Raw genomic sequence first — 15,119 nt, forward strand, 5'->3', positions numbered from 1 at the left:
CTTATCCAGCGGCGTGGCGCTGCTTATGGGGGATTACCCGCGCCGCCTGGGTCGAGGTCAGTCTGAGCCGCCTTTTCCACTATTGCGGCGTGATCTGCGCCGCCTTGACGATGTCCCGCCACTTTTCACCCTCGGACACGTTGAAACGGGCAAACGCGGCGGGATCGGATCCCACCGGCTTGGCGCCCAGGCCGGCGTACTGTGTCACGACATTGGGCTGCTTGAGCGCCCGCGCCGCGTGCTCGGACAGCTTGGCCACAATGGCCGGCGGTGTGCCCTTGGGCGCCCACAGGCCGTACCACGTACTGATGTCAAAGCCCGGGAATCCGGATTCGGCCATGGTGGGCACGTCGGGCAGTTCATCGACGCGGCGGCTGGTCGTCACCGCCACCGCCCGCAGCTTGCCCGACTTGATGAACGGCATCGCCGACGGCATCGAATCGAACATCAGCTGGATCTGTCCGCCCACCAGATCCGTCAGCGCGGGCGCGCTGCCCTTGTAAGGCACGTGCTGCATCGGCAGGCCGGAACGCACCTTGAACGATTCGCCTGCAAGCTGTTGCGCGGACGCCGAACCCGCCGATCCGAAGTTCAGCGGCTGGGCCTTGCCCTGCGCCACAAGGTCCTGCACCGTGCGCACCTTCGACGTTTCAGGCACGACCAGCACGAGTGGCACGTCCGCAAGCTGCGTAATGGGCGCGAAGTCCTTGAAGGCGTCGTAACGCATCGACGCGTAGATGTACGGGTTGATGACGTGCAGCGACGCGTTGGCCAGGAACGTGTAGCCGTCGGGCGCGGCGCGCGCCACGAGGTCCGCGCCGATCATGCCGCTGGCGCCGGGCTTGTTGTCGACGACGATGTTCTGGCCGATGGTCTTGGACATCTCGGCGGCCACCAGCCGCGCCACGATGTCGGTCGGCCCGCCGGGCGGGTAGGGCACGACCATCGTGATGGGTTTGCTGGGATAGGCGTCGGCCGCCACCGCGGCGACGGGCAGGCTGGCGCAGCAGGCGGCTAGCGTCGCGGCGGCAAGATGGCGTGGCCGGGCGGCGCGCCGGAAGTCGTTGGTACGCATGGGGTTGTCTCCGTCGTTATCGTGATCGCCACCTTGCCGACGACTTGTCGGCTTTCCAGGGCGGCGAGTGCTGCGGCAAGACCGGTGATCGGATAGATCGCCGTTACAGCCGGCCGGATCCGCTGGCGGCGGGCCCAGTCGAACAGGGTGGACATGGTCCGCTGCATGGCAGGGGCGTGGACGATGCGTTCGTCCGCGGGCGTCCAGCCGATGTAGCGGCCAAAGAAAAACCCATGCAGGGCAATGTTCTTCACAAGCAGCAGGTTCAGCGGCACATCGGGGACGCGGCCGCTGGCGAAACCCACCGACACCATGCGGGCATTGGCTGCCGCGGCGCGCACGCTGCGTTCGAACGCGTCGCCGCCCACGGCATCCAGCACCACGTCGGCGCCGCGCCCGTCGCTGGCCGCCTTGACGGCCTGCGGCATGGCCTCGTCGGCGGCGAACGCATGCGCCGCGCCTGCGTCCAGCGCGGCCTGGCGCTTGGCCGGTGTGCTGGCGCAGGCCAGCACCGTCGCGCCCAGCGCCGACGCAATCTCCACGGCCGCCAGTCCCACGCCCGAGCCCGCACCCAGCACCAGCACCGTGTCGCCGGGCTGCATCGCGGCGCGCCACAACAACGCGCCCCATGCCGTGCCGTACGAGATGGGAATGGGCAGCGCAGTCAGAAGCGGCAGATCGTCGGGCACGGGATAGACGGTGTATTCCGGCAAGGTCAGTCGTTCGGCATAGCAGCCCCAGCGCGCCAGCGCCACCACCTTGTCGCCGGGCTTGAACCGCGTGATCTTGGCGCCGCACGCGATGACGCGGCCCGCGGCCTCCGTGCCGGGCGCAAACGGCAGCGGCGGGCGGCTTTGATAGCGTCCCTCGATGAGCAGCTTGGTTGCGTGGCTGACGCTGGCATGCTCGACGGCGATGGTGACTTCGTCGGGCGCGGGCGCCGGCGCCTCGGGAAGCTCGCCGGGCAACACGTCTTCAACCGGACCATGGCGATGGCAGACCAGGGCGCGCATCAGCCGGCTTCCTTGCCGCATTCCGCCTGGCGCAGCACGCCGGCATGCAGCATGGCCTGGATGTCGGCGGGCGCGACGCCCCACTCGGTCAACACATCCACGGTGTGCTCGCCAACCGCCGGCGCCGCGGTGAGCGGCCGGCGTGCCAAGGCCCCGGCCGCGCGCGCATAGGGCAGGGGCTGGCCGCCGGGCTGCGCCAGCGGTTCCAGCAGCCCCAGATGCGCCGCCTGCGGATGCGCCGCCAGGCCGTCGTAGTCCCGCACGTACGCGTGCAGCACGTCCTCGCGCGCCAGGCGTTGCACCCAGTGCGCGGCAGGGCGCCGCGCCAACTGTTCCGCCATTTCCCGATGCAGTCGCTCGCGCTGCGCCATGCGGCCTGCGTTGGTGGACAGGGCGGGGTCCGCCAGCCAGTCGGTTCGTTCGAGCGCGCGGCACAAGCGCGCGAACTGGTCGTTGTTCAACGCCAGCACGGACAGGCGCGCATCCGCGGTGTCGAAGACGCCGTTGGGGGCGCTGACCGCCACGGCCTCCCGCTGTCCCGCAATGCCGTACGCAAGGATGTCGTTCACCTGCAAGGCCGCGCAGGCCTGCAGCAGATTCAGCTGCACATGCTGGCCGCGGCCGGTGCGCGCCAATTGGTAGAGCGCGGCGCTGGCCGCCTGCACGGCGTACAGCGCGGTGGCGATGTCCGCCATCAGAAGGCCGATGCGGCGCGGCTCGCCGGCGGGTGTCTGGTTGGCGAACATCAGGCCGCTATCCGCCTGCATCACCGAGTCGGAGGCGGGCGCGTTGGCGTAGGGGCCGTCCGGTCCGTAGCCGCTGATGGACACGTAGACCAGGCCCGGGCAACGTGCGGCCAGGCTGTCGTAGCCCACCCCCATGCGTTCGGCGACCCCAGGGCGGAAATTCTGGATTACGAGATCCGCGCGCCGCGCCATGTCCGCCAGCAGCACTTTGCCTTGCGGCTGGCGCGCGTCCACGCACACACCGCGTTTGCCGGCGTTGTAGGCGATGGATAGCGCGCTCTGGTCGTCGCGGAGCACACCGACGTGCCGGCCCCAGTCGCCGTCTGGCGGTTCCACCTTTACGACGTCGGCGCCTTGCTGCCACAGCATCTGCGCGCAGTACGGGCCCGCGATGCCCTGGCTGAGGTCCAGCACACGCAGTCCGGAATAGGGTCCGCTCGAAACGTCGGTCAACGGGGTGGGCATGGGTGGGTGTCGGTCCGGAGCAAGGGTTCGAAGGCGATGAAGACGATGCTAGACTCGGCCGACGCATTGGACAATCCACCGGTTTGTGCCGGGAATGGTGAATCATGATTGACAATAAGCCGGACCTGAACCTCGTCAGACTGTTTGTCGCAATGGTCGAGTCGCGCAACCTCAGCGCGGCTGCGCAGCGTTGCGGCATGACGCGGTCGAACATGTCGCACCGCCTGAAGCGGCTGGAACTCGATCTGGGCGCGCAGCTATTCCGGCGCACCACCCGGCATGTCGAGCTGACGCAGGCCGGCCAGTTGCTGTACCAGCACGGCATCCGATTATTGGACGAGATGCGCGCGGTGCAGGCGGCCATCGACAGCCTGGATGGGACCGTGCGCGGCGATGTGCGCATCCGGCTGCCCACTGGCCTGGGCCACCTTTATCTTGCCCCCGTGCTGCTGGATTTTGCGCGCGCGCATCCCGACATTGCGCTGCGTGTGCACATCAACGACGGGATCGGCGACCTGATCTCCGCTGAAGTCGACATCGCCCTCAAGATCACCTCGTCTCCGCCCGAAGATCACGTGGCGCGGCGGCTGTGCGACATTCAGTGGTGCCTGTGCGCGTCGCCGGATTTCCTGGCGCGCAACGGGCCGGTGCAACGCATGGAGCAGTTGGGCCGCTGCGACCTGATCGCGCCGCAATCGCTGGGCCGGCGCTTCGACCTGCGGCTCAAGCAGGCGCATGGCGACCCGCTGATCCTTCGCGTCGCGCCGCGGCTGCAGTCGGGCGACTATCCGTTTCTGCGCGATGCGGTGCTGGCGGGCCTGGGTGTGGCGCTGCTGCCCCGCTATGCCGTGTGGGAATTGCTGCGTGACGAGACGCTGGTGCAGGTGCTGCCCGCGTACGAGCCCGAGGGGGTGGGCGATGCCATCTACCTGCTGACCGCGCCGAACCGGTTTCCGTCCATGGCTACGCGCGTGCTGGCGGATTTCATCCGCGCGCACATCGAGCGGCATGCGCCGGATTGGAGCGGAGCGGCCGCGGGCGACTGCGCTTATGCGCCGACGCGATCCTGACCCAAGCGCGTGATGGCAGCGTGCATGTCATCCACATGCACCATCAGCTCACGCACCTGCCGCAACAGCGCGAACTGGTTCAGCACGGCGCTCCAGCGAGGCGCAACCAGCAACTGTTGCCACACCGGCGAAAGCGCCGACGCATCCGGTGCCTCGCCTGAGGCCAACGCGCTGGCGAAGTCCAGGCTTTCCTGCGCCGACAACAGCTGCATCCGGCCAGCGGCATTCAGCAGCCGCGGCGCGGTATCCGCCGGCGCGTCGGAAAAGTAGAGAATCGTCCCGGCAAGATCAGCGTCGTCCGCCGACAGCGCCGCCAATGCCGCACCGCGCAGCCGCACCGGCCCCTGATGGCTCTCGAACACATAAGTGGTCTGTGCGTCTGCGTGCGCAAGCAACCGCAGACCGCGCAGCAACCGGGGCAGATCCGTCGTCGCCGCGTCCGTTGATGCCTTGGCCTCAACGAGCAGGCACACATCCCAGACCGGCGCCGCGGCGTCGCCTGCCGACTGGCGCAGCAGCGCCACGTCCCATTCGGTCTTGGCGCGGTCTGCGTTGCCCGGGATAGACGCCGGGACGTGCATTGACGTGACCACCCGATAACTTTCGCCCGTCCTTTGCGCAAGCTGCGTGGCCATTGCGGCAATGGCGTCTTCGGCCAACGCTTCAACGGCAATGCCGCGGCGGCGCGCGTCCAGCCCCTGCGCGGCGGCCTGCGGCGTGCCGGGGCGGGGACCTTGCCGTTGCCAAAGATGTTGATAGCGTTGCACCAGCGAATCCGCGGACAACGTCTTCATGCGCCGCAGACGCGCCAAGGCGGGATCGTTCAGCAACCGTTCCAGTGGCGCGGAAATCGCCGGGCTTGTCGCGGCATCCAATGGCGGCGCCGCAAGCAGGTGTTCGGCGCCTTGCGTCAATGCGGCCCAGTCCTCGGCTGCCGCCGCCGCATGCAACGACGCCAGCGCGTCCGCCAACGGCCCGGCCGGCATCCCGCGGCGCTTGCCGGGATGCGCAAACGCATCGACCGCAGTACGTACCGCGCGCCGGTCCGCCTGGGCGTGCGCCGACAACGAAGCGTATTCGCGCACCAGCGGGGATTGGTGCCGCAGCACCATGGCCTGAAACGCGGAATCTCCGCCGCTTTCGCGCAGTGCGTCCCGAATCAGTTGCGAGAGCGCGTCTACGAACAGGCGTTCACTGGCGGATGATGGCGCTGCGTCGGCACTGAGCGCAACGCGGGCCTGTTCGATGGCGATGGCAAGCGCCGTCGCCGGGTCGGAAACTTCAAGCCCGCTGCGCGCCGCGGGCAGTGGACCCACGCGATAGCGACGCGGGATGGCGCGCAGCGTCAGGTCCAGCAGGGAATGCGGCAAAGCAGAGGGCATGAAGGTTCCGTGTCATGTCCGGCCTCGCTGCCAAGGAATTACCAGGGAACGACCGACAGGGCGATCGAAGCGACGACGACCACAACAATAATCGTGAGGATGTGATTGGTACGCATATTCTCTCCTTTAAGCCACCGCTCCACACTACCGGCTTACGTTGCCCCCCGTCTGCAACTGAACTTTTAATTTTTCATCGGATGTTAGCGGTGCGTTTTCAGCGCACTTTTTCTGCGTCCTCGCGGGGTATAACCAAAGACATGCGGCCGCGAAACCGTCGCGCCGCGCCGATCGGGAGGTCCCATGCGCGACATCGTGCAATTGCGTCCGGAAGGCCTGTATTGCCCAGCCGGCGGCTTTCATATCGATCCGTGGCGGCCCGTCGAGGTCGCCGTGCTGACGCATGGTCATGGCGATCATGCACGTTCCGGCATGGGGCGCTACCACACCAGCGCCGAAGGCTTGCCTATCCTGCAATGGCGGCTGGGTGACCAGGACTATCGGGTCCATGCATATGGAGAAGTCTTCACGTTGGGTAACGCGCGCGTGTCGTTGCATCCGGCGGGCCACGTGTTGGGATCGGCGCAGGTGCGCATCGAAGTCGATGGCGAAGTCTGGGTCGTGTCCGGCGACTACAAGCGCCAGCCCGATCCGACGTGTAGCCTGTTTGAAGTCGTGCCTTGCGACACCTTCATCACCGAGGCCACCTTTGGCCTGCCTATCTACCGTTGGCCCAGCGCCTCGGACGTGGCGCGCGACATCGTGCAGTGGCGCGACCACTGCGCCGCGCGCGGCGAGGCCGCCATTCTCTATTGCTACGCCCTGGGCAAGGCGCAGCGCGTGCTGGCTGAATTGATCCCCTTTGCGGACCGGCCCGTCTACCTGCACGGCGCGATCGCCGCGGGGGTGGACGTCTATCGCAAGGCCGGTGTTCCGCTGGCCGACACGCGTCTGGTCATCGACGCGGACGGCCCCTCCGCGGCCTCGGGAACGGGATTTGCTGGAGAGCTGATCCTGGCGCCGCCGTCGGCGGCGGGCAGCGCGTGGCTGCGGCGCTTCCGCAAGGCGCAGCATGGCTTTGCGTCGGGCTGGATGCGGCTGCGCGGCAACCGCCGGCGCCGCAACATGGACCGCGGCTTTGTCGTGTCGGATCATGCTGATTGGCCCGACCTGCTGCGCACCATTCACGACACCGGCGCCAAGCGGGTCATCGCCACGCACGGCGACACCGAGGCGCTGGTGCGTACGTTGAATGAATCCGGCATCGCCGCCGAGACGCTGATGACGCAGTATGGCGAAGACGATTAGGGCGGCCATCGAACGAAGATCGACAGGGGAACGGACGCAGGCATGAAGCGATTCGCGGCGTTGTATCAGGAGCTTGACCGCAGTACCGCCACCTTGGACAAGCGCGCGGCGCTGGTGGCGTACTTCCGCGATGCCCCGCCGCGCGACGCGGTCTGGGCCCTGTATCTGCTGGCCGGCGGCAAGATCACCAGCACACGTAAGAAGATCGCGGGGGTTGGCGAGTTGCGGGCCTGGGCGGCCGACGCTTCCAGCACTGCGCCCTGGCTGCTGGACGCTTGCTATGACCAGGTCGGCGACCTGGCCGAAACCCTGGCGCTGCTCGTCCCGGATCCGGAAGCGGCCGCGCCGGATCGCGGCCTGGCTGACTGGATCGAAGAGATTCTCTTGCCCGTCGCGAACCGCGACGAGATCGAGCGGCGCGACGTGGTCGTCTCGGCCTGGCTGGGCTTGCCCTATGCAGAACGCCTGGTCTTCAACAAGCTGCTGACCGGCGCGCTGCGCGTCGGCGTGTCTCAGCGCATGGTGCAGCAGGCGCTGGCCGAAATGTCGGGCGTGCCCATCGCCCGCATTGCGCAGCGCATGCTGGGCGCGTGGTCGCCCAGTCCGGCGTTCCTGCGCGATCTGCTCAGCGCCGAGGAACTGCCAGGCGACCGCCAGCAACCGTATCCGTTTTTCCTGGCGTCGCCGCTCGAAGGCGATCCCGCCGTGCTTGGACCCATCGACGAATGGCTGCTGGAATGGAAGTGGGACGGCATCCGCGCGCAGCTCATCCGGCGGCGTGGCGAGGTGTCCATCTGGTCCCGTGGCGAAGAGCGCCTGGACGGCCGCTTTCCGGAAGTTGAAGCGGCGGCCGCCGCGCTGGACGTCGACTGCGTCATCGACGGGGAACTGCTGGCCTGGCAGGACGGCAACACGGACCCCATGCCGTTCTCTGCCCTGCAGACCCGCATCCAGCGCCTGAAACCCGGTCCCAAGTGGCTGGCCGAGGCGCCGGTGCAGTTGCTGGCGTATGACCTGCTCGAACTTGAAGGCGAGGACCTGCGCGAATTGCCGCAGGCCGAGCGCCGCGACCGGCTGGAGGCGCTGCTGCGCCGCCATCCCGACCCACGGCTGCGGATGTCGCCGGCCGTCGCGCCGGCAAGCTGGGACGAGGCCCACGCGCTGCGCGGCGAATCGCGCGAGCGCGGCGTCGAAGGCTTCATGCTCAAGCGGCGCAGCGCGCCGTACCAAAGCGGGCGGCGGCGTGGCGACTGGTGGAAGTGGAAGATCGACCCGCTCACCATCGACGCCGTGCTGCTGTACGCGCAGTCCGGCCACGGCCGCCGCAGCACGCTCTACACCGACTACACCTTCGGGCTGTGGGAGGGCGACGCGCTGGTGCCCATTGCCAAGGCCTACTCGGGCCTGGACGATAAAGAGATCCTGGAACTGGACCGCTGGCTGCGGGCGCACACGCGCGAGCGCTTCGGTCCGGTGCGCTCGGTCGAACCGGTGCAGGTGTTTGAACTGGGCTTCGAAGGCGTGAACATCTCCAAGCGTCACAAGTCCGGAATCGCCGTGCGCTTTCCGCGCATCCTGCGCTGGCGGCACGACAAGCCGGCGGATCAGGCCGATCAGCTGGACACGCTGAAGGCGCTGGCGCGATGAGCGGCACGGCCCGGGGCAGGGATGCGCCGCTGGTCGCGTGGTTTGCGGCGCGCGGCTGGAAAGCCGCGCCTTTTCAACGCGAGACGTGGCGCCGCTATCTGGACGGCGAGTCGGGCCTGTTGCACACGCCCACGGGCAGCGGCAAGACGCTGGCGGCATTTGGCGGCCCGCTGCTTGAAGCGCTTTCGGAAGACGTGCCGGTAAAGGCGGCCACCGGCGAAGGTCCGCGCGTTTTGTGGGTGACGCCGTTGCGCGCATTGGCTGCGGACACGACGCGGGCCTTGACGCAGACGGCGGCCGAACTGGGCATCGACTGGACCGTCGCGTTGCGCACGGGCGATGCCAGCGCGCGCGACAAGCGGCTGGCGCGGCAGGGCAAGGCGCACGTGCTGGTGATCACACCGGAATCGCTGGCGCTGCTGCTGTCCTACGCCGATGCCTCGATGCGCTTTCGCGCCTTGCGCTGCATCGTGGTCGACGAATGGCATGAACTGCTGGGCAACAAGCGCGGCGTGCTGCTGCAGCTGTGCCTGGCGCGGGTCCGCAAGCTGTCGCCGGCGGCTCGAACGTGGGGGTTGTCCGCCACGCTGGGCAACCTGGATGAGGCCCGCGCCGTGCTGCTGCCGCAGGCGCCCGACAGCGCGCTGGTGGCCGGCGCCAGGCCGCGCAAGATCCAGATCTCCACCTTGCTGCCGGAACGCAGCCGCGCGCTGCCGTGGGCGGGCCACCTGGGATTGTCGCAGCTGGAACGCGTCTTCAATCGACTGTTCGATGTGCGCGCGACGCTGCTCTTTACCAACACGCGGGCGCAGGCCGAGCTGTGGCACCGCGCGCTGGAGTCGATCTGGCCGGAGGATCCGCGCACGCTGGCGCTGCATCACGGCTCGCTGGACCCCAAACTGCGCGCGACGGTCGAGCAAGGGCTGCGCGACGGCTCGGTGCGCTGCGTCGTGGCCACGTCCAGCCTGGATCTGGGCGTGGACTTTCCGGCGGTGGATCAGGTGTTGCAGATCGGCAGCCCCAAGGGCGTCGCGCGGCTGTTGCAACGCGCCGGCCGCGCCAAGCACCGGCCCGGCGAGTCCGGCAACGTGGTCTGCGTGCCCGCGCAGGCGCTGGAACTGATCGAGTATGCCGCTGCCCGGCAGGCGATCGCGCGCGGCCAGATCGAGTCCCGCGTGCCGCCCATCGGCAGCCTGGATGTGCTGGCGCAGCACGCCGTGACGCTGGCGCTGGGTGGCGGCTTCGAAGCTGGTGATCTGTTTGAGGAGGTGCGCGGCACGCATGCCTACGCCACGCTGGATGCCGCGACCTGGCAGGCCGTGCTGGATTTCATCGTGCAGGGCGGACGCGCGCTCGCGAAGTATCCGGACTATCACCGCGTCGTGCGCGATGAAGACGGCTGCTACCGCGTGCATGACCGGCGCATCGCGTTCCGGCATCGGCTGTCCATCGGCACCATCACGTCCGACGGCGCGGTGGCGGTGAAGTATCTGCGAGGCGGCGGCCTGGGATCGGTCGAGGAGGGCTTTCTGGCGCGCTTGCGGCGCGGCGACCGGTTCCAATTTGCCGGGCGCACGCTGGAACTGGTGCGGCTCGAGGGCATGGTGGCTTACGTACGCCGGGCAAAGGGCGGAGACGGACCCGTCGCGACCTGGCAGGGCGGGCGCATGCCCTTGTCCACGCAATTGGCGAGCGAGGTCGAAAGCCTGTACTCCCATCCTGGCGAGCACCCGGAAATGCGCGCCGTTGCCCCGCTGCTCCGCATCCAGGAACAGGCCAGCGCACTGCCCGACCACGGCCGTCTGGTGGCCGAACTGATCAAGACGCGGCGTGGCTCGCATCTGTTCCTGTTTCCGTTTGCAGGCCGGGCCGTGCATGAAGGCATCGCTGCGATGGTCGCCCTGCGCTGGGGCCGGCGGCAGGCCAACACCATCTCCTACACCGTCAACGATTACGGCCTGATGCTGACGCTGGCCGAACCCGCAGCCCTGGACGACACGCTGCTGCGCGCACTGCTCAGCCCGGACAGCATGGCCGATGACCTGCGCGAAGGCGTCAATCTGGGCGAAATGGCGCGTCGTCAGTTTCGAGAGATCGCGCGTGTCGCGGGGTTGTTGACGCCATCGCTGCCGGGGCAGGCGGCGCGTTCGCTGCGGCAGGTGCAGGCCTCCAGCGGGCTGCTCTACGACGTGCTGCGCCGTTACGATCCCGATCACCTGCTGCTGGCGCAGGCCGAGCGCGAAGTCTTTGAACTGCAACTGGAGGCGCCGCGGCTCCTGGCGGCGCTGCAGGACTGCCAGCGGCGCGAGCTGGCCTTGTGCGAGCCGCGCGCGCTCACGCCGCTGTCGTTTCCGCTGTGGACGGAAAGCCTGCGCGGGCAGCTCAGCACCGAAACCTGGCAGGCACGAGTCAAGCGCGCCGCCGAGCAACTGGAGAAGCGGTATGCGCGAATCGCCTGAGGCGGGACTTGCGATGGCGCTGGCAGGCGAGCCTGTCGTCCTGCTGGGGGCGCGCGCGTTGCACTGGCCTGCGCGGTCCCGTCTGGTGATCGCGGACCTGCATCTGGGCAAGAGCCACGTCTTTCGGCAGGCGGGCATCGCCGTGCCGCGCGGGGCGACGATGGACGACCTGCGGCGCCTGTCGGCCCTGATCGCCGCGACGGGCGCCACCGAGCTTTTGATTGTCGGCGACGTCCTGCACGGGCCCGCCGCGCAGGCCGCGTGGCGCGATGCGTGGATTGCGTGGCGCGAGGCGAATCCGGACGTGGATGTGGCAGTGCTGGCTGGCAACCATGACCGCGCGCTGGACGCCCCGGCGCTGGGCATGCGCCAGCTCGGCGAGGCGTGGGCCGATGGCCCGTTCCTGTTCCGTCACCTGCCGACACCGGACGCGCAGGGCCGGCACGTGATCGCCGGCCACGTGCACCCGAAAACGCGTGTGCCGGGCGTCCCGCGCAGTTGGCCCGCGTTCTGGCTGCGTGAAGGCATCACCGTGCTGCCGGCATTTTCCGATTTCACCGGCGGCCATGCGGTGCAGGGCGGGCAGGGGGCTTCGTTGGTCGCTTGCGTGGAAGGCGATGCGTTGCCCTTGGGTTGGACGCCGCGCGTGCGGTGATGGGCACGGCGCTTGCTGTCCGGGGACATAACCCCAACGCAGCACCTACGCATCGCCATGACTGAACGTCCCGACCCGTCACCTCCACCACCGTCCGCGCACCAACGATTAAATGAGGTCCTGTCCGACGCCCATGCGCCGTTGGACTCCGGCCGTTGGCTGCGCCTCCTGGTGGAACAGGGATGCGATCAACTTCCCTTGCCGGGGTCGGGCCAAACGCTGGATCGGTGGCGTGCACTGACCCGCGTGGCCGAAGCGGACCTGAGCCTGGTCAAACTCTACGAAGGACACACCGATGCGCTCGCCATCCTGGCGGAACTGCAGGCGCCTGTCCCGCCCGCGAATAGCCGCTGGGCGGTGTGGTGCGCGGAGCCCCCGGATCATCGCGTGCAGATCACCCTGCAGCCCGACGGCACTGCAGTGCTGCAAGGCGTCAAGGCGTGGTGCTCCGGCGCGGCCGCCGTCACGCACGCGCTTGTTAGCGGCTGGAATCCGGCGGGCGAGGCGTGTCTGGCTGCGGTGGCAATGGATCAGGACGGCGTGCAGGTGACCGATGCCGGCTGGCATGCCGTGGGCATGCGCGCGTCGGCAAGCGTGGACGTAGTCTTTCGGGACGCGCGCTGCGCGCTGGTGGGCAAGCCTGGCGCGTACGTGCATCGGCCTGGCTTTCTTCACGGCGGCGCCGGTATTGCAGCGTGCTGGTACGGCGGATTGCTGCATATCGCACAGACTTTGCACCGGGCCCTGCCCAGGCATTCCGCCGACCCGCATCGGCTGGCGCATCTGGGCGCCATCGACGTGGCCCTGGCGCAGGCCCGGGCCGTGTTGCGCGAGACCGCCGCCGAGATCGACACGCATCCGCGGCAGGCGTGCGCGTTGGCCTGCGCCCGCGCGCGGCTCGCCGTGGAAGCGGCTGCGTCGGTGGTGGTGGAACGGGCCGCGCGGGCGATGGGCGCGGGTCCGTTGTGCCGCGACGCGGACTTTGCGCAGGTAATGGCCGATCTGCCCGTGTTTATCCGGCAGAGCCATGCGGAGCGTGATCAGGCCGCGCATGGACAGGCGGTGCTCAACGACGGAGGCACGCCATGGGCTCTGTAGCCGTGGACCATTTTGAAAGGCTCTACCGGGCGGATCCCGATCCGTGGCGCGTGGCCAGCGCGTGGTACGAACGCCGCAAACGCGGCCTGTTGCTGGCGGCGCTGGGGCGCGAGTTTTATCGCCATGCCCTCGAGCCGGGTTGCGGCACGGGCGAGCTGACGCGGTGCCTTGCGCTGCGCTGCGCGCGCGTCTGTGCGGTCGACGCCGCGCCGGCCGCAACCGCGCGTTGCAGCGCCCGTGTGGCCGGCGAAGGCATGGACCATGTCCAGGTCCTGACGCTGGACCTGCCGCGGCAGTGGCCCGAGACGCCCGCCGCTGGCTTTGACCTCATCGTGCTGTCGGAAGTCGCGTACTACCTGGACGGCGCCGCGCTGTGCAGGTTTCTGAGCGCCGTCGATGCATCCCTGGCGCCGGACGGCGAGATCGTTGCCTGCCATTGGCGGCCGGATTTCGATGACCGTCTTCAGAACACGGACGCGCTGCACGCGGCGATCGGCGCGTTGCCCGGTCTGTCGCGCAGCGTGCATCACGTGGAAGACGAATTCCGCCTGGATGCCTGGCGCAGACACCCCCAATCAGGAAGCCATTCATGATCGGCGTATGCATTCCGGCGCACAACGAGGAGCGCCACATCGAAGACTGCCTGCGCGCCGTCATGCGCGCATCCCGCCATCCGCGTCTTGGCCGGGAACCCGTGCGTATCGTCGTGGTGCTGGATCACTGCGAGGATGAGACCGCGCGCCGGGCGGCAGGCTGGCCGGTGCAGCTTCTGATGGTCCAGGCGCGCAATGTCGGCATGGCGCGCGCGGCGGGCGCTCAACATCTGCTCAATGCCGGCGCGCGCTGGCTGGCTTTCACCGACGCCGACACCTGTGTGTCGCCCGGGTGGCTGGCCGACCAGCTTTCCCTGAATGCCGAGGTGGTTTGCGGCACCGTATCGGTCACCGGATGGGATGCGCATGGCGAGTTCGCGCAGCGTGCACGCCGGGCGTTCGCCACGCACTACCACGATCGCGACGGTCACCGCCATGTGCATGGTGCGAACCTGGGCATCGCGGCGCACGCGTACCGGCGCATCGGCGGGTTTGCGGCGCTGACGTGCAGCGAGGATCAGGCGCTGGTCGACAAACTGGAAGCCGGCGGCGCGCACATTGCATGGACTAGCCTGCCTCGCGTCACCACGAGCGCCCGGCCATACTCGCGCGTCGAAGGCGGATTCGCCACCGCACTGCGGATGGGGTGGGAGGCCGAGCCGGACGGCGCCGGCGCTCAGGCTGATCGGGACGAGGAGGGGCGGGCGCCGTCCAGCCACTGCTTGTGATAGGCGATCAGCTGCGCCAGGGCGTGTTCGGCGCTGGCGCGGCGGATGGCATTGCGATCGCCCTCGAAGCGCGCCGTCTCGGTATAGATCGCGGGCGAGGCGTCGGCCGGCCCCGACTTGAACACCCACGCGTAGCACTGCGTGCCGGCGGGAATCTCCGGGTCGGTATAGTCGGTGACGCCCGTGTTTGAGATCGCTACATTCGCCGGGCTGTTTCGCGCCGCGCCCAGCGCCATTTCCCGCGCCACGGCTTCGCTCGTGAGGTTGTGGCGTTGCAGCGTGCGCGCGGCCACGCCCAGGCATTTCTGCTTGGCCTGAGGCGAGTAGGCGACGAACGCGCAATCCAGCAGCGCGCCCGCGCCCGGTATGTCCGCAAGCGTGGCCGCAATCAGCCCCGCCGTGCAGGACTCGGCCGTCACCAGTTTCAGCGAATGCTCGTGCATGTAAGCGGCGACCCGTTCGATGGCATTCATTCCGATCCTCCTGCGTGAATGCCCGGGCCCAGCAAGCTCCGTGCCGTCCACCCTCCCGTCATCTTTCGGGCGGTTTGTGCGCAACGGCCACACCTACCGACCCGCACGGCAAGCGATATTTACCGCCTCCCAGCCACGTTACAGGTTCGCCGGTAGGCAAGGTGCACACATAGATGGGGACGCTGGAGGCCTCCTGGGTTCTCCTTGCGATCAAACGCCGTTCTACGCGGCATGTGGAGCGATCTGGGAGTTTTACGATTACGTCGGACAGCCTGGATCCTGAAGCCATATTCATCTCCTGAATGTCGAGTGTCGTGTTGCCGGATGCGGTTGTTTGGCCTTGCCACGGCGTTCTGACCGCATGACCCTTTCTTAGCATCGCGGCCGCCTTTGGCCTATCGGCCATAAAG

At 68.4% G+C, this 15,119-nt stretch carries 13 protein-coding genes; 8 read left to right on the plus strand and 5 right to left on the minus strand.

Annotated features, from left to right (window positions below):
* Positions 1–79: 79 nt before the first annotated feature.
* The 3 genes from B3098_RS21025 to B3098_RS21035 are packed head-to-tail and all read right to left on the minus strand — an operon-like array spanning position 80 to position 3,299.
* Positions 80–1,075 carry a Bug family tripartite tricarboxylate transporter substrate binding protein gene (locus tag B3098_RS21025; protein WP_286898773.1) on the minus strand — a complete coding sequence of 332 codons (996 nt, stop codon included), beginning with the start codon at positions 1,073–1,075 and terminating at the stop codon, positions 80–82.
* The gene (locus B3098_RS21030) at positions 1,015–2,088 is read right to left on the minus strand and encodes an NADPH:quinone oxidoreductase family protein (protein ID WP_286898774.1); all 1,074 of its coding nucleotides are present in this window, start codon (positions 2,086–2,088) and stop codon (positions 1,015–1,017) included. Before B3098_RS21030 ends, B3098_RS21025 begins: the two co-directional genes overlap by 61 nt.
* The gene (locus B3098_RS21035) at positions 2,088–3,299 is read right to left on the minus strand and encodes a CaiB/BaiF CoA transferase family protein (protein ID WP_286898775.1); all 1,212 of its coding nucleotides are present in this window, start codon (positions 3,297–3,299) and stop codon (positions 2,088–2,090) included. The genes B3098_RS21030 and B3098_RS21035 overlap by 1 nt, the downstream gene beginning before the upstream one ends.
* A 104-nt stretch (positions 3,300–3,403) precedes the next feature.
* Between B3098_RS21035 and B3098_RS21040 the strand changes: the two genes are divergently transcribed.
* Positions 3,404–4,369 carry a LysR family transcriptional regulator gene (locus B3098_RS21040; RefSeq protein ID WP_286898776.1) on the plus strand — a complete coding sequence of 322 codons (966 nt, stop codon included), beginning with the start codon at positions 3,404–3,406 and terminating at the stop codon, positions 4,367–4,369.
* Here the strand turns inward: B3098_RS21040 and B3098_RS21045 are convergent.
* The gene (locus B3098_RS21045; protein ID WP_286898777.1) at positions 4,348–5,751 is read right to left on the minus strand and encodes a 3-deoxy-D-arabino-heptulosonate 7-phosphate synthase; all 1,404 of its coding nucleotides are present in this window, start codon (positions 5,749–5,751) and stop codon (positions 4,348–4,350) included. The genes B3098_RS21040 and B3098_RS21045 overlap by 22 nt on opposite strands.
* Positions 5,752–6,051: 300 nt before the next feature.
* Between B3098_RS21045 and B3098_RS21050 the strand changes: the two genes are divergently transcribed.
* The 7 genes from B3098_RS21050 to B3098_RS21080 are packed head-to-tail and all read left to right on the plus strand — an operon-like array spanning position 6,052 to position 14,236.
* On the plus strand, positions 6,052–7,056 hold the full coding sequence (locus B3098_RS21050) for a ligase-associated DNA damage response exonuclease (RefSeq protein WP_286898779.1): 1,005 nt from the start codon (positions 6,052–6,054) through the stop codon (positions 7,054–7,056).
* A gap of 42 nt (positions 7,057–7,098) precedes the next feature.
* Positions 7,099–8,703 (plus strand): ATP-dependent DNA ligase, encoded by a 1,605-nt coding sequence (locus B3098_RS21055; protein WP_286898781.1) that lies wholly within the window; start codon positions 7,099–7,101, stop codon positions 8,701–8,703.
* Entirely contained in the window at positions 8,700–11,162 is a 2,463-nt protein-coding gene (locus B3098_RS21060; protein ID WP_286898782.1) for a ligase-associated DNA damage response DEXH box helicase, read from the plus strand. Before B3098_RS21055 ends, B3098_RS21060 begins: the two co-directional genes overlap by 4 nt.
* Complete coding sequence (gene pdeM, locus B3098_RS21065; protein ID WP_286898783.1) at positions 11,146–11,817, plus strand: ligase-associated DNA damage response endonuclease PdeM; 672 nt, start codon at positions 11,146–11,148, stop codon at positions 11,815–11,817. The genes B3098_RS21060 and pdeM overlap by 17 nt, the downstream gene beginning before the upstream one ends.
* Positions 11,818–11,874: 57 nt before the next feature.
* A complete protein-coding gene (locus B3098_RS21070) occupies positions 11,875–12,915 on the plus strand; it encodes an acyl-CoA dehydrogenase (protein WP_286898784.1) in 1,041 nt (346 codons plus the stop codon).
* Positions 12,903–13,508 carry a class I SAM-dependent methyltransferase gene (locus B3098_RS21075; protein WP_286898785.1) on the plus strand — a complete coding sequence of 202 codons (606 nt, stop codon included), beginning with the start codon at positions 12,903–12,905 and terminating at the stop codon, positions 13,506–13,508. Before B3098_RS21070 ends, B3098_RS21075 begins: the two co-directional genes overlap by 13 nt.
* Positions 13,505–14,236 carry a glycosyltransferase gene (locus B3098_RS21080; protein ID WP_279975208.1) on the plus strand — a complete coding sequence of 244 codons (732 nt, stop codon included), beginning with the start codon at positions 13,505–13,507 and terminating at the stop codon, positions 14,234–14,236. The genes B3098_RS21075 and B3098_RS21080 overlap by 4 nt, the downstream gene beginning before the upstream one ends.
* On the opposite strand, the gene B3098_RS21085 is transcribed toward B3098_RS21080, so the two are convergent.
* Positions 14,185–14,709 (minus strand): CinA family protein, encoded by a 525-nt coding sequence (locus B3098_RS21085; protein ID WP_286898786.1) that lies wholly within the window; start codon positions 14,707–14,709, stop codon positions 14,185–14,187. The genes B3098_RS21080 and B3098_RS21085 overlap by 52 nt on opposite strands.
* Positions 14,710–15,119 lie beyond the last annotated feature (410 nt).

The sequence above is a fragment of the Achromobacter sp. UBA2119 genome, from assembly GCF_002331005.1.
Classification (GTDB): Bacteria; Pseudomonadota; Gammaproteobacteria; order Burkholderiales; family Burkholderiaceae_B; genus Achromobacter; species Achromobacter animicus.